This is a genomic window from Butyricimonas paravirosa (genome assembly GCF_032878955.1).
In the GTDB taxonomy this organism is placed as follows: domain Bacteria; phylum Bacteroidota; class Bacteroidia; order Bacteroidales; family Marinifilaceae; genus Butyricimonas; species Butyricimonas paravirosa.
In genome coordinates, this window is the sequence record NZ_CP043839.1 from 2,522,130 (window position 1) to 2,538,846 (window position 16,717).

At 43.8% G+C, this 16,717-nt stretch carries 11 protein-coding genes; 10 read left to right on the forward strand and 1 reads right to left on the reverse strand.

Going from position 1 to position 16,717, the window contains the following annotated elements; translation table 11 throughout:
• The first annotated feature begins 60 nt into the window (after positions 1–60).
• The 10 genes from F1644_RS10590 to F1644_RS10635 all read left to right on the forward strand — a co-directional run bounded on the left by F1644_RS10590 (position 61) and on the right by F1644_RS10635 (position 13,974).
• Entirely contained in the window at positions 61–687 is a 627-nt protein-coding gene (locus tag F1644_RS10590; RefSeq protein ID WP_118303771.1) for a hypothetical protein, read from the forward strand.
• Positions 688–780: 93 nt separating this feature from the next.
• A complete protein-coding gene (locus tag F1644_RS10595; RefSeq protein WP_118303769.1) occupies positions 781–2,412 on the forward strand; it encodes a dipeptidase in 1,632 nt (543 codons plus the stop codon).
• Positions 2,413–2,692: 280 nt separating this feature from the next.
• The gene (locus F1644_RS10600) at positions 2,693–3,241 is read left to right on the forward strand and encodes an RNA polymerase sigma factor (protein ID WP_118303767.1); all 549 of its coding nucleotides are present in this window, start codon (positions 2,693–2,695) and stop codon (positions 3,239–3,241) included.
• 275 nt (positions 3,242–3,516) lie between these two features.
• Positions 3,517–4,692: a FecR family protein gene (locus F1644_RS10605; protein ID WP_118303765.1), complete on the forward strand. Its 1,176-nt coding sequence runs from the start codon at positions 3,517–3,519 to the stop codon at positions 4,690–4,692.
• Positions 4,693–4,862: 170 nt separating this feature from the next.
• On the forward strand, positions 4,863–8,450 hold the full coding sequence (locus tag F1644_RS10610) for a SusC/RagA family TonB-linked outer membrane protein (protein WP_158571843.1): 3,588 nt from the start codon (positions 4,863–4,865) through the stop codon (positions 8,448–8,450).
• A gap of 11 nt (positions 8,451–8,461) precedes the next feature.
• Entirely contained in the window at positions 8,462–9,850 is a 1,389-nt protein-coding gene (locus tag F1644_RS10615; RefSeq protein ID WP_118303761.1) for a RagB/SusD family nutrient uptake outer membrane protein, read from the forward strand.
• Between the two features lie 19 nt (positions 9,851–9,869).
• Positions 9,870–10,757 carry a hypothetical protein gene (locus tag F1644_RS10620; RefSeq protein ID WP_118303759.1) on the forward strand — a complete coding sequence of 296 codons (888 nt, stop codon included), beginning with the start codon at positions 9,870–9,872 and terminating at the stop codon, positions 10,755–10,757.
• Between the two features lie 308 nt (positions 10,758–11,065).
• Positions 11,066–11,917: a helix-turn-helix transcriptional regulator gene (locus F1644_RS10625; RefSeq protein ID WP_087421379.1), complete on the forward strand. Its 852-nt coding sequence runs from the start codon at positions 11,066–11,068 to the stop codon at positions 11,915–11,917.
• A gap of 81 nt (positions 11,918–11,998) precedes the next feature.
• A complete protein-coding gene (locus tag F1644_RS10630) occupies positions 11,999–12,598 on the forward strand; it encodes a DUF417 family protein (protein ID WP_118303758.1) in 600 nt (199 codons plus the stop codon).
• On the forward strand, positions 12,595–13,974 hold the full coding sequence (locus tag F1644_RS10635; RefSeq protein ID WP_118303756.1) for an FAD-dependent oxidoreductase: 1,380 nt from the start codon (positions 12,595–12,597) through the stop codon (positions 13,972–13,974). The genes F1644_RS10630 and F1644_RS10635 overlap by 4 nt, the downstream gene beginning before the upstream one ends.
• A 1-nt stretch (position 13,975) precedes the next feature.
• On the opposite strand, the gene F1644_RS10640 is transcribed toward F1644_RS10635, so the two are convergent.
• On the reverse strand, positions 13,976–16,669 hold the full coding sequence (locus F1644_RS10640; protein WP_229782407.1) for a sensor histidine kinase: 2,694 nt from the start codon (positions 16,667–16,669) through the stop codon (positions 13,976–13,978).
• Positions 16,670–16,717 lie beyond the last annotated feature (48 nt).

The window sequence follows — 16,717 nt, forward strand, 5'->3', positions numbered from 1 at the left end:
ATTTGACTGGTTTTTACCGGATATTATACAATCCGAACCAACTAAAATGACATACAAATCATGAATTCATTTATCCAATTTTTACTCGTCATCAATTTCATTTGTTATGCTGGAATTGATCCATCACCTCAAAAAAAATTAACGGAAGAACAAAAAGGTATCATTGAATCATTAGTTTCTTTTGCGGACTCTCTCAATGGCAAAACCAAATCCTCCAGCATAATACTTACAAAAATTGCCACCCTAAAAAATGACAATGTAGAATTTATGCCTTTTTATCATTTAGACATAGACAAATTTTACGAAGATCCTACTCCCGAAAACCTTCTCTTATCCTTGTATCAACCGGACACTCTTGCCATGCTTTTAGTACGAGAAAAAGCCGACACATCATACCTGTTAATTGTCCAAAAACAAAATTCCCATTGGATACCTAATATCCTAATGCAAGACTTCGGAAAAAACATTCAGAATGTAAAAGACAAAATTCCCGATATTAAAAATGCTGACTTTAAAATTTTCCAATTCGAACATCTCTATTTTTATAGCTATATCAGCAAGAAAGAACAAATTTATGAAGATATGCGAGGGAATATCCTCACCCCAAAAATGATGTGTAATAAATTATTTACAATTATCGATGCCATAAAAGAAGCAGCCGAGAAAGGTGAAGTACTCTACCTCTAAATTTGTATTATTTCGTGCTTTTAATTTTTTTGTTAAAATAAATATTGCAACATTGCACTCTGATAAATCACAAAACAAAAAATCATATTGCACATGAAAACCTTTTTTTTACTTCTAGCAGCAGCCTTCCTCTTTTTACAGACAGGAAAAGCCTGCACGATCATCGTGGCCGGTAAAAAAGCCACGGTCGACGGTAGTGTTTTAAATTCACACACGGATGCCGGTGCGGATTGTCGCATCCGGGTCGTGGCGGGCCAGAAATTCCCCAAAGGAAGCATGGCTCCCGTGTATTACGGCATACAGCGAGTTGACCTCCCCTTAGATGACAACGGGGAAATCTTAGGCTACATCCCGCAAGTTGAGCAAACCTACACGTATTTCCAATCCGCTTACTCCCACATCAACGAGTATCAGCTATGTATCGGGGAAAGCACCACAAGCCAACGCCCCGAATTACAAGTAAACAAAGGAGAAGGGAAACAGATCATGACCGTGGAGCAAGCCATGATTTTTGCCTTGCAACGTTGCAAAACGGCAGAAGAGGCCCTTACCCTCATCACCTCGCTCATGGAAAAATACGGGTTCCTTCCCTCTTGCGGACCGGAATCAGAATGTCTCACGATCGCGGACCCGGAAGGAGTATGGGTACTTGAACTTTTCAGTGTGGGTAAAGATTGGGATCCGGAAAGTGGTAAGCCGGGAGTGATCTGGGCCGCTCAACGGGTGCCGGACGATGAAATCGCCATGATTCCCAACTGGAGCATCATTAAAGAAATAGATCTTTCAAAACCGGAACAATTCCGTGCCTCTTCCAACTACCAGCAGGTAGCCATTGAAAACGGCTGGTATTCCCCGGCAAGCGGCAAACCTTTCGTTTGGCAGGATGTTTATGCCCCGACTCCCAGAGAATGGGCCACAAACCGGTTTTGGTTATTCGTCAACACGTTCGCTCCCTCCCTCGACCCGATCCCGTCCAGACGTACCAATAACCCGTTTGATAACTTAAACCAGTATATCCAATACGTGGAACCGCTTAGCGTGTACCCGTTCTCCTTTAAACCGGAGCAAAAAGTTTCCGTGAAAGACTTCATGGACTTTCAACGTTCCACGTTCTCGGGGACCATCTATGACAAAGAGAATGACGCCGTTTGGTATTACCCGGACAAGAACGGGAACATGGTGAAAAGTAAACTGGCCACCCCTTTCCCATCCAGTGAAACGCAAAAATTAATGAAGACTACCCGCAGACGCCTAGTAGCACGGGTTGACGGGGAATACGGTATGGTCGCCCAGCTCCGCTCGGATCTTCCCCGGGAAATTGGTGGAATATACTGGGTTTTCCAAGATAACGCCTACACGTCACCTTACCTGCCCATCTTCACTGGCGTAACCCGCATCCCGGAAGTCTATTCCACGTATAACCCCAAAGAATACTCCGACAATTCCGCTCGCTGGGCCATTGATTTTGTCGATAACTTACTCTACCTGAACTGGCAGGATGGGAAAAAGGATTTGGAAGCCGCACGGGCTCCCATGGAACAATCCTTCTTCGAACGCAACGCAGAGATCGAGAAAGAGTTTATCGCCTTGCAAAAGAAAAATCCCAAGAAAGCGACAGAATTACTCAATAAATACACGCAGGAATGTGCCGACACGATCATGCAAACCTACGTACAACTTCGGAACACGCTGATCACGAAGTACACGAACAATAGAATGAGATAAAAGTTATAACGAGAAGGGGGTGTTCCAAAAGTCTATTTTATTAAAAAAACTCCTCCGTCACTTCGTGCCACCTCCTCTATAAACAGAGGAGGAGCTGGTGACTCTTCCCGTAGACTGGGAGTATTTCAGCTCTCCCTCTGTTTATAGAGGGAGTACGGCGAAGCCGGGAGGGAGTTTGAAAAATGACTTTTGGGACAACCCCTTCATCTCTTTCCTCAGTTTGTTATTTCCTTTTTAATTTCCTATTTTTAACGCGAAGAGAATTAAACGTTACATCACCATGCACACGAACGAGCAGTTCATCAAAGCGCTAAACCGAAAAAAAGAGGAAGCTTTCCAAATGCTCTTCAAAGATTACTATGCATCTTTGGTCATGTACGCCATGCACTATGTCAGACAGGAAGTTGCCGAAGACATTGTACAGGATTTAATGACTCTATTGTGGGAAAAAGACACGTATTTTGATTCTATCTCCGCATTTCATTCGTTTATCTATTTATTCATCCGGAATCGTTCGATCAACCATCTGAAACATCAAAAAGCAGAATTAAATTACATCAATTACCAGCAAGGAGAATCAATATCAGACGAATCGGAAGTTTTCCAAGTCATGGAAGAAGAGATCTACCGTATTTTCTTCAACGTCATCGACCAATTGCCGGAACGCTGTAAGGAAATATTCAAATTACACTTGGCCGGGAAAAAAGAAAATGAAATTGCCTCACAACTCGGCATTTCCCTCTCAACGGTTAAAAGCCAAAAACAGAAGGCATTTCAACGTTTAAAAGAAAGACTGAACCCGCTATTTTTCTTTTTATTATTCATGTAAAAATACATATACCGGGGATTCCTTATCATTTCACTAGTATATCTCCACACCTTCTCTAGTATAAAAAGAGCCATTTAAGTTGAAATAAATAGTTCTAATACTATAATAACAGTAGATGAGCAGTAGAAGACCAGTAGAAGAGCAGTAAAGAAAGTAGTGAGAATATAGAGAGAGAATAAAGAAAGAGTAAAGAAGAATAGGGGAAAAGCACTTTTTTCATTTTTGGCATCGTACTTTTTACTACCCATGCTGTTTGTTATACAAAATGAATACTCATGAATAACAAGCACCGCAAAATTATAGAGCTCATCGTGTTGCACATGGAAAACAAACTTTCCGAGACACAACAAGACGAGTTAACCGCTTGGCTGGAAGAAGACGAAAAGAATCGCTCTTTCTTTCAACAGGTCATTTCCCCCGAAAAGAGGCTTCAAAAGTTTGAAACCCGAAAACACATCGATTCCGAAAGAGCATTTTCAAAATTCAAAAAGAATACTCAACCTCATAAAGTAAAGTCTATTTATCGTTTAAGCCGATACGCGGCTATTTTTCTCGTCCCCGTACTCGTGGGACTTGTTTATTTACTCATGAATCAAGAGCCGGCAACCCGTGAAATTTCGCAATCACCTATCACCCATGGAAACAACAAAGCAATTTTGATTCTGTCACAAGGGGAAACGATTGACTTATCGCCGGATCATGCCCTACCCGCACTACCGGAAGGAATCGATTTAGTTTTACAAGGCGACAAACTTATCTATGTATCAGACTCCACGACTGAAAAGGAAAAACAATATCATGAACTGATAACCCCCCGTGGCGGGGAATTCAAAATCACCTTACCGGACGGAACATTCGTGCATCTGAATTCGAATTCCAAATTAAGATTCCCGAAGAATTTCGCTCCCGACAAACGGGAGATATTCCTCTCCGGAGAAGCTTATTTCGAAGTAAGCAAAGACACGAACAAACCTTTTCTCGTTATCGCTGAAGACGTCCAAGTAAAAGTGTACGGGACCACGTTCAATATAAACACATTACTTGAGAATCAAATACAAACCACGCTAGTTAAAGGCTCTGTCGGAATCCGGGTGCAAAATTCATCGCAAGAGTATATCTTGAAACCCAGCCAGCAAGCCATCGTGCAAAAAACTGACGGGAATATCATCGTCCGGGAGGTCGATACCACTCCGTACACGGCTTGGACAGAAGGCATATTCCTATTTGACAACGAACGTTTGGAAACCATTCTGGACAAACTTGCCCTGTGGTATGACGTGGAGCTATTTTATCAAAATGAATCCGTGAAGGAGGTCCGTTTCACGGGTTACCTGAAACGATATGACAACATCGATGTGATCTTAAATGCCATCGAATCTACCGTTAGCGCTACATTTCATATAAAAGAAAGAACAATTATTATAAACAAAAACGAGTACACGAACAGGTAAAACAAAGGACGGAGATGTTCCACCATCATCCGCCCTTACAGAACAACGAATAAATCAGACTGGACATCTCATTTATTCTAATACTAAATAAATTAAACCACAAATTTATGAAAACTTTTGAATTTCGACCTCATGTACATGGGCGTCCTAAAAGTAAAATTATTCTAATTATGAAGATTTGCACATTCATTCTTCTGGTTTTTAACCTCGGATTGTCAGCCTCCGGCTACTCGCAGCAGAAAAAAGTCACGCTGGACTTCAAGAACGCTACAAGCAAGGAATTTTTCGCCGAGATTCAAAAACAAACAGGTTATTGTTTCATTTTCAACACCAATCAAGGTGAACAAATCGGGGAAATCACCATTTCCGTCAGAAATAAAAGTGTTCAGGAAGTCATGGAAGAAATACTGCGTCCCACGGGATTCTCGTACACTTTCCAGAATGACATCATCGTGATTACCCCCAAAATGGCAGAACCCGAGAAAAATATCTTAACCGGACTGGTTTTCGACGAGAACAAACACCCCCTGCCGGGAGTAACCGTCCTCGTGAAGGGGTCAAGCAATGGAGTAACCACGAACACGAAAGGAGAATTCTCGATTAAATTACAAGAAAAGGACACCCTCGTTTTCTCTTTTATCGGGATGGAATCCGTCACGTTACCCTATACCGGACAAAAAACGGTCACGATCACGCTCAAATCAAGTAAAAAAGAGCTGGAAGAAGTGGTTGTTACAGGTTACCAAGTGATCGAAAAACGTAAACTGACATCTGCCGTGGTGAGCGTGAAAGGTTCAGATGTGCTGGACCCGATCAACACGTCCATCGACCAAATGTTGCAGGGGAAGATTCCGGGATTGCAGGCCATTAATCAGTCGGGCACACCGGGAGTAGCGCCAAAAATTAGGATTCGAGGCTCCTCCTCAATCTCGGGAAGCCGGGAACCCGTGTGGGTGGTTGACGGCGTGATCCTTTCCGACCCGATACCACTTACCCCGGAAGAGATCAACAGCATGGACAACGTGAACCTGATCGGGAACGCGATTTCCTTCCTAAACCCGGAAGACATTGACCGGATTGACATTTTAAAAGATGCCTCTGCCACGGCTCTTTACGGGGTACGTGCCGCCAACGGGGTAATCGTGATCACCACCAAAAGAGGCCAATCCGGCCCGCCAAGGGTGAACTTCTCGACGAACCTTTCCGTCGTTGCCCGCCCAAACTATTCCATCATGAAACAAATGAATTCGAAAGACCGCATCGAGGTCTCGGAAGAAATGCAGGAGAAAGCATTACATTTCAACAAATATGACCCGTCTGAAATCGGTTACGAAGGAGCGTTGAGGGACCTGTGGGAGCGTCGCATCACCTACCAGGAATTCAATCAACAAGTGAAAAAACTAAAGGAAATGAACACGGATTGGTACGATCTACTGTTCCACACCTCGTTCACGCAAAGTTATAACTTATCCGTTTCCGGGGGAAGTGATCGGGTGAATTATTACATATCAGCCGGGTACAATGATCAAAAAGGCGTGGCAAAGCCGGAAAAATACACTCGCTACAACGCCTTGGCAAAAGTGGATGTCAATTTATACCCCAATCTAAAAATAGGGGCAGACATTTCTTCTGCCCGAGTAAAAAGCAAGCGCACGCATAGTTCTGTCGATTTATACCAGTACGCATACGAAACCTCCCGGGCCATCCCCGCCTACAACGAGGACGGAAGTGACTATTTTTACACCACGAAAGAAGGGTTGAAAAACACGGCAAAAGATTATTACTCGCCGGATATTAAGTTCAACATATTTCACGAACTGGATCATTCCGGTTACGAGAGTACGACCAGCAACACGTCCATGAATTTCCACCTGGACTGGAAACTGTTCTCCATGTTCAACTGGCACACCCAGTTCAACCTGACCACTACTCACACAAATGAACAGGAATGGGTGGATGAACAATCCACATTCGCACAATCCAAACGGTTGCTCGCGTACGGCGTCAAGGAACCCGATGCGAAATTAGCTTCCAATTATTACACGGACACGGAACTTCCCATGGGTGGGATCTTGAATGAAAAGGATTACCGGGGACAGTCCTACCAGTTAACAAGTTCCCTCAGCTATTTCCAAACGTTCCAAAAACATGAAGTTAACGCCATCGCCGGAATAGAAATCAACTCTAGGAAAATGGACGGTAAAACGGAAACAAATTACGGGTATCTCCGGGAACGGGGACATAAATTCGCCAAGATCGTTCTGGAAAATTACAGCAAGTACAGGAACACCGTGGCCGAAAACTACCCGGCTATCACGGACACCAAAGACAACAAAGTCTCCTTTTACGGGGCCTTCACCTACACGTTCGACAACAGGTACAGTTTCAATTTCAATATCCGGGCTGACGGTTCAAATCAATTCGGGAAAGACATTTCCACCCGATTCCTACCGATATGGTCCATCTCCGGAAGATGGAACGCCCACGAGGAACTATTCCTTCAAAACGTGAAATGGCTGGACGTTCTGGCCGTGCGAGGCTCTTTCGGTATACAGGGGAATGTCAACGAGGAGCAAGTCCCCGATATGATCCTGACCATGGGAGGCATGGATAATATCTCAGAAGAGTATTCGTCCACGCTATACAAGGTTCCCAATGACCATTTAAAATGGGAAAAGACACAATCCTACAACTTGGGAATCAATCTGGTTGTCTTGAAAGGCTTACTTGACGTTACCCTAGAAGGATATAAAAAGACGGGAAAGAACATGATCGTGACCAAGGAAATCACCTCCACGAACGGGGCATCCCGGGTGGCCATCAACCGAGGTTCTCTCCGGAATAAAGGTTGGGAATTATCCGTCGGGCTTAAACCTTTAAATCGCAAAGACTACGGGATAAGTCTATCCTTTAATACATCCAAAGTGTACAACAAGGTTACCAACGCCGACAAGGAACAACATACCACCTATACAAATTACGTCAATGGAAGCGTGATCACCAACGGCAAACCGGTAAACACGTTCTACTCCTATCAATTTGACAAATTGGACGCTAATGGTTATCCGACATTCAAGAACTACAACGAACAATACTTGGAAGACGGGAATGGTCACAAAAAAGGGGATTTCATCATCAGTTCCTACGACGAGGCATACGCCCGGGCTTTCGTTGCCATGGGAAGCCGGGAACCGGATTTAAGCGGTGGTCTCTCTGCCGACTTCCGGTATAAACGTTTCTCTCTAAGTTCCACGTTCGCCTTTAACCTGGGACATAAGGTACGACTAAACAATCTCTACGTGGCGAATCAAACGCTGCCCTATCCCCAGCAAAACATGAGTACCGAATACGTGAACAGGTGGCGAAAGCCCGGGGATGAAGACCGGACGAATATACCCCGGTTAAGTGACGATGCTTTAAGAATTTCGGAATGGAACGATGCCTACATGAAGGTGTACCCGCAAGATCTGAAATACCCTGTTGCGGCATCTTTATGGGACATGTACAATTATTCGGATTTACGGACCGTGTCCAGTAGTTTCTTGCGCTGCACGAACCTGTCCTTGAATTACAGGTTCCCGGAAGAATGGTGCAAAAGGCTCTTCCTGAATTCGTTGAATCTCGGGTTCTCCGTGTCCAACCTTTTTGTTATCAAGGATAAAGCCCTCAAGGGACGGGACCCGGAACAAATCAGCCTCGGGGCACGCTCCATTCCCCCACAACAAACTTATTCCATGCGGCTATCACTTAACTTTTAATCCCTGAAGTCATGAAAAACATATATTTTATACTCGCAATTCTGGTTCTGTTGACACAAGGATGTAATGATTTCCTTGAACCTAAATCACAGGACAAAGTCGTTCCTAAAACAGTCTCCCAACTGCGGGAACTTTTACTCGGAGAGATTATCCAGAACAAAAAAGACTACACCGAATATTTATCCGTCATGACAGATGATTTCGCAGATCAAGACGGGAACCAGTATGAATACCGCAACCAGCTGTGGGGCTACTACACGTGGCAACGGGAACCCGAAGAGGGACGAGATCTGGCGACGAGGAATGACGAGGCATGGAGCGAATTATATCACGCCATTTTCACCTGCAATATCATCATCGATAAAACACCTTCCATGCACGGCACGGATGAAGAAAAGAATCAACTTCTGGCAGAGACTTATTTCATGCGGGCCCAAGCTTATTTCGAGTTAATAAACTTGTACGGAGAACCCTACGAAAGCGCAGAGCAAGCCGAGAAAGCCCTCGGAATCCCGATCAACGAGGAAATCACGATCATGGATAACATCTATTCCAGAGAGACTCTAGCGAAAGTGTACGCGAAAATAGAGTCCGATTTGCACGAGTCGATCGCACGTTTTAAAAACACGGAATGGACCAAGAATGTGGTTCACCCGAGCCTGGACGTGGCTTACCTGTTTGCCTCCCGGCTGCATCTTTACAAAAAAGAGTACCAGTTAGCCAAGAATTATGCAGACAGCGTTATTAATAACGAGAGATACCAGCTCTACGACCTACATACGGCCGGCCTGACTTCCTACTCCTATTTTATCAACAGAAATAACCCTGAGATCATGTTCTGTTACGGCATGGCCAGTTTTGATTTTATCTATAATTACTCTTCCACGTATGCAACATACCTTGTCTCCGATAAGATCATTTCACTTTTTAGTAATGATGACTTGCGCAAAACCACATTTTGGGACAAGAACAAGAAACCTCACAAATTCAGTAGCACGAATTCCCAGTCCTACGGGAACACCTATCGTCTGTCAGAAGCCTATCTGAACCGGGCCGAGGCATTGGTTTTCTTGGACAAATGGGAATCGGCCATCACGGATATTAACACGATCAGGGAAAAGCGTATCAAGAACGATTATGAAATCACGGCTACCAACCGGGAGGATGCCCTGAACAAAGTCTGGGAAGAACGCAGGAGAGAACTTTGTTTCGAGAAACATCGCTGGTTCGACCTGAGAAGACAAGGAATGCCGGAACTACGACACATTTTCACGAACGGGGGAAGTCGGAAAGAGTACATTCTACCCGCGGGAAGTAAATCCTATACGCTACCCATCCCCAAAAAGATCAGAGAACAAAACAAGATTATCGTGAACATTGAACGCCCCGAACAGCAATAAACTTATAAAAAACAAAACCATGAAAAGTATATATATCATACCCCTATTTTTTATCCTTCTAGGATGTCATGATGAAAACAATCCAAAGGTGGAATTACAAGCCGGAAAGTACACGTTAACCGATGATCCCAACGATTACGTGCAGCATTACGTTTATGACTTTTACCAGAAATACGGTGTGGTCATCCTAACCAACCCGGATTCCAGTGACTACGTTTATAACTTTAACAATCAAAACCCGATCTCGCTAAAAGCCCCGGAACAGGAAAAAGAAGTCCTTAAAACCGGACTGCAATTTATCGAGGAGCAGTTCTTGAATATATATGACGACAATTTCAAAAAGAAATATTTCCCGTTCACGATTCAATTGGCCAATCGTATTGAGTTGTGGATACTGGGTGATTATGATTTAGTCAACGCCTATTCAAGCTCCGGCTTTATCGCTATCGCAAACATCAATGACGATCTGGCAACGCTCGATGAAACCACCCGCAACAATTACCGGGGAGATATTAATCAAAGTCTTTGGACCGAATATTTACTAAAGCGTGAGGCATGGTTCGTACCGGGAGCTTTCTACGAGGTAAGCAAGGAGTATTACGGGGACTACAGCCTATTTGAATCGTACACGGTAGAAGAGGGAATTATCGAGGCCAGAGAATGTGGATTCATCACGTTCGATCCTTATATGTCCGAAATCGAAGACCCGGAAGATTGTCTTCTATTTATCCCAAGTCAAGAGATGGACGTGCAGCAATATTTTCAATTCTTGTTCTCTTCCACGAAAGAGGAACTAGACGAACTCATGGAGGAATATCCCTTGGTAGAACAAAAATATTTACTGTTACAAGATGCTATCCAAAAACAACTGGATATAGACATCTTTTCTTTTTGTCTGCCTTCATAAAACAGCTCCTCCCCCTTGATACAAGGGGGAGGCTGATTACCAATCGGTTTACGAGTGTGGCAAAAGTCATTTTATTCAACAAACTCCTCCGTCAGCTACGCTGCCACCTCCTCTATAAACAGAGGAGGAGCTGGTGACTTCTCCCGAAGACAGGGAGTATTTCAACTCTCCCTCTGTTTATAGAGGGAGTACGGCGGAGCCGGGAGGGAGTTCATAAAATGACCTTTGCCACGCTCTTTTATTCTCCACATTCCAACGGAAATACGTACCTTTGCACAAGGGACGACGTAATTTAACAAATACTTCCAATGGAATTAACCTTCAGCACGAAACTAAAAGGGACAATTGCCCTCACGGATTCTTTTCAACTCACGAAAACGCTCCGTGAAGATGACAGCCTGTATAAATTTATCTGGGCAAGGAAAGGAACCGTCACGATAGACGTTGACCATCAACTCATCACGCTACAAGAAAACGATATTATTTCCCTGACCAACCTTCACCACTTGGAAATCAAAGAATCTGAAGGAGACTACATGATACTTCTTTTTAACAGTAATTTCTATTGCATCTACGGGAACGACCACGAAGTTTCATGTAGCGGATTCCTTTTCAACGGCACCTCCCGCATCATGCACTTCCGCCTTTCGGAAGAAGAAAAAGCAACTTGCGAGGCCATCATCACCAGCCTGCAAAGTGAATTTCAAGTAAACGACAACTTGAAAGAAGAAATGTTACGCATCCTGTTGAAACATTTTATCATTCACGCAACACGGGTTGCCCGCAAAAACTTGCATATCACGCCGGACATGGAAGAAAGTTTTAATTCGGTTCGTCGTTTCTACGTGCTTGTAGACCAGCACTTCAAAGAAAAGAAACAAGTACAGGATTACGCCGATATGTTATGCAAATCCCCTAAAACCCTTTCGCACCTTTTATCGTTATACAATTTACCTTCCCCGTTGAAAGTGATACACCAGAGGGTGGAAGCAGAAGCAAAACGGCTTTTACTATATAGTGAAATGACAGCCAAGGAGATCGCCCATCTCTTAGGCTTCGAAGATCAGGCAAGTTTCAGCCGTTTCTTCAAGAAAGTTTCCGGGGAAAGTATTACACAGTACAAGCGTCAGTTGAAAGAATCGGGAAAAATTGACAACTAAAACAGAAAAATTGCCATTTTTAACCCCACACGGATAGCCGATCTTTGTACCTGAAGTTAAACAATCTAATTCAGGAATAAAATGAACGAGCAAGTAACAAAATTCATCCGTCGTTTTTTAACGATAGCAGCATCAAGCAAAGGTTTAGGCATAAAACTTATCCGTGTGGCCATACTCATCATTTTCGTGTGGATCGGAGGTCTGAAATACTATCACTACGAGGCTGACGGGATTGTACCGTTCGTTGCCAACAGTCCATTCATGAGTTTTTTCTACAACAAACAAGCCCCGGAATACAAGGAATACAAAAACGCGGAAGGAGCCTACGTGATCAAGAACCGGGAATGGCATCAAGCAAACGGAACATACACTTTCGCCCACGGCCTGGGAGCCTTGATCTGTACCATCGGAATACTGGTCTTCTTGGGATTATTTTTCCCCCGTATCGGTATCATCGGAGATATTCTGGCCATCATTATGACCATCGGTACCTTGTCATTTCTTGTCACGACACCCGAAGTATGGGTCCCCAACCTGGGAAGCGGGGAATTTGGCTTTCCCCTGTTATCCGGTGCCGGACGTCTCGTGATTAAAGACACGGCCATATTAGCAGGAGCCATAGTTCTACTATCCGATTCTGCACAACGCGTATTAAATCAATTAAAACATCAAGAATCATGAAAGAATTTGACGCTATCATCATTGGTTTCGGCAAAGGCGGTAAAACCCTTGCCACGGAACTAGCTCAACATGACTGGAAAGTTGCCATGATTGAACGATCAGATAAAATGTACGGGGGGACCTGCATCAACATCGGGTGCATCCCGACCAAAGCACTCATCCACCAAGCAGAACTTGCCACGCTGAAAAAAGGGCTCTCTTTCGAAGAACGGAAAGCGGACTACCGGAAGGCTATCGAGTTCAAAAATAATGTAACAGACAAGTTACGCCAGAAAAACTACGATAACCTCGCCGGGAACCCCAACATTACGGTTTACACGGGCGAAGGACAATTCGTCTCACCCGAGATCGTTCGGGTGACAACAAAAGAAGAGACTTTCGAACTAACGGCAAAACATATTTTTATCAACACGGGAGCGGAAACCGTGATACCCCCGATCAGCGGGATTCAGGATAATCCCAAGGTATTCACAAGCACAACAATCATGGAGCTGGAAGAACTTCCCCGGCAGTTAATCATTGTCGGTGGTGGTTACATCGGTTTAGAATTTGCCTCCATGTACGCCTCCTTCGGAGCGGAAGTCACCGTGCTGGAAGGATTCTCGGCATTGATTCCCCGGGAAGATCGGGATATTGCAGCCAACGTGCAGGAAGTACTGGAGAAAAAAGGGATTCGTTTCATCCTGAATGCCAACGTGCAATCCGTGACTAATGGCGAAAAGGAAGCAACCCTCACCTATAAGGATACAGCAAGCGGCGAATTGAACACGCTCCAAGCGGATGCAATTCTCCTCGCCACGGGTAGAAAACCCAACACGGAAAGCTTGAATCTAAAGGCGGCCGGGGTCGAAGTCAACGAAAGAGGAGCCATCATCGTGGACGAATACTTGAAGACAACAACACCCCATATCCGTGCCATAGGAGACGTAAAAGGCGGTTTACAATTCACCTATGTTTCTCTGGACGATTATCGAATCATCCGGGAAGATTTATTCGGCAATAAGGATCGGGCAACAATCGACCGGGAACCAATCAGTTATTCCGTGTTTATCGAGCCCCCGCTTTCCCGTATTGGGATGAATGAAGAAGAGGCCAGGAAAAAGAACTTGAATTTCAAGGTAAACAAATTCACAGTCTCTTCCATTCCACGAGTACACACGATCGGCAAAACCGAGGGAATGCTAAAAGCGATTATTGACGCTGACACGAAAAAGATACTGGGCTGTACACTATTTTGTCCGGAATCAAGCGAGATCATCAATATTGTGGCTATCGCCATGAAAACGGGACAGGATTACACATTCCTGCGGGATTTCATCTTCACGCACCCCTCCATGAGCGAATCATTCAACGACCTGTTCAAATTTAAACTATGAATTAATCCGCTTGTTGCCATGAAGATTTAGGCAAGGTAAACCAGAAGGTTGATCCTTGCCCCACTTCTGACATTACCCCAATCTGTCCCCCTAACCGGGTCACGATACTTTCACAGATGGAAAGTCCCAATCCTGTACCTTGTTGGAAAGAGTTCAATTTCACAAATCGCCCGAACACCTCTTTCAGCTTGTCCGCGGGAATACCACATCCCGTGTCCGAGACATAAAAATACAACGACTCATCCTCCCGCAACCTGTATCCGACACGAATACTCCCCTTGGTTGTAAATTTTATGGCATTCGTGATCAGATTATTCATTACTTGCATCAAACGGTTTACATCGGAACAAATCACACATTCAGGTAAACACTCCACGAACTCCACAACAACCGAATCATTTTTTAATCGCAAGCGAGCCGCCCGAATAACCTCCATCAACAATACATTCAGGTTTACCTTGGAATAAACGAACTCAAAAACACCAGCCTCGATTTTTGACAAATCCAAAATATCACCAATCAATTGCAACAACAACGTGTTATTATTCTCTATAATCTTGATATACTCCTGTCGCTCGTTCTCATCCTCCGTGTAAGCCAACACGTTAGAAAAACCGACAATAGCGTTCAACGGGGTCCGAATCTCGTGACTCATATTAGCAAGGAAAGCCGACTTCAAATGATTCGAAATTTCAGCCGCCTCTTTCGCTTTCAACAATTCCTCCTCCATCTTCTTGCGTTCATCAATCAATAAAGAGCCTCCGACCAGCAACGTGGGATGCCCTTCTCCATCTCTATCACCCACAGTCACGAAACTCTCGAACCAGACATACTCGTTCGATCCTCCCAAAAACATAGATCGGTGTTCTTTTCGAACAATAGTAGCCCGGTCATAATATAAATCATAATACGCCTCACGCATCCCGGCCCGATCATCCGGATGAACAAGCATATCCCCATCCCTTTCCGTCATCATCCTAGAATTCTTCGTCTTGCAAAGCTTGTGAGTCACGTATGTAATGTCGTAATTAATCGTCTTGTTCAACAGATCCCATGTCCACGGGATGAGTCGTGTCGCACCCAGCACCAGCTCATACCTTCGATTCAACGCCTCCAACGAAACTTGATGTTCCTTCATTTTCAACGAAACCAGATACTCTTCTGTCCGATCGATAAAGAATACATCCATAAAATTCTTCTCGGAACTCGGGAAAGATAATTTATCGTAATAACGAATTTTATTATTTTCTTCCGGAAAAACAAAAGAGGTGATACGCCCGGATTCTTTATCCATCATATAGTCCAAGAGTTGGTTATCCACATCAGCCTCACTCAAGCGTTTCCCCACAACCCGATCCCGGGTACAATGGAAAACTTCCTCGAAAAGATTGTTAACATCACGAAATATGAAATCAACAACATTCCCCTCTTCATCAAAGATCAATTGCTTACGAATATAAATCACAGGCATATTATCAACCAGTTTTCTATATTGTGAAAGTAACTGAAATTCCCGTTGACGTTGCTGCCGTCTCTGGCACATGACATGAAAACGCATTAAACCGATCGCACCCAGCAAAATAATAAACGCCAAGCCGATAATAATATACTCCTTGTAGAGTTGATAAAAATTAGGCGAGACCTGATAAAACACTACATTTCCCGTGATGCTGTTAGGATCTACACCATGATGTTGTAAATGATGATAATTCAAATAAACTTTCGGCTCTCCCCCAATCCTTCCCTCTACATTCCGGGCTGGCACTCCGTCTAAAATTTGTCGTATCGTTTGAACCGCAACCTTTCCGAAAGTTGATGCAGAAATAAAATATCCACCAGCAAAAGCTCCGGTCTCCATATCCATCTCCGTTAACGTGAACACGGGAGCATCGACAAAACCATATATAATTTTTTGAAGATTATCAGACAGATAGTGGCTCTCGGATTGCTTTTTCCCCACGAACCAAGAGTTGTAAATAATTCCTACTTCCCTACTATATCCCATTAAAGTATCCAACAACTTCTCCGTAGATATGTCAATTGACGTCAACAAATCTAACTTCAATTCGGGAAAATCCTTCTCTAACACACCACACACTTCTTCCCGAACCATGGCACTAATATAACGATCATCTGAAATAAGAGCTATTTTCTTGACTTCCGGTTGCAACCTCCGGATCAAATCTATTGTATTTTTGACATAAAATGGCTGTTTTATCACGGTCAAGTTATATCCCGCAGTAGCCACTTCTGTTAACACGAATTTCCCTTCTCCCAGAAAATCCTTGTTGACAAAATTTTCTAAACTTCTCGGCATAGAATCCCGTGAATAACAGATTACAGTAGGTATATCCTTCCATTCCTTGTCAAATAACGGCTGACACACGAGCCACGCCGGGTCCCCAATAAAAACAACCACTTTAGGTGGCTTTAAATATCGAGACAACAAATATTCCCTCTTTTCTTCCACCTCTTCGATCCTCGTCATCATTGGAATAGACAACTCTTCTGCCTCAACATGAAACCCCGGCGACGAGAATTCATCCAGAATATTTTGGTATAAATTATTCGCCCAAGCCTCATTGAAATTAATCGAGCTAAGCACCAGTATATACTCCCTCCCCCGTGTATTTTCAGCAAACCCTAGAACATACACGCCCAAGAAGAAAAATAGTGCCGTGATCCTCCTTATCATAAATTCTATTCATACATCAGCACCAAAATTACAAAAATAATAATATGT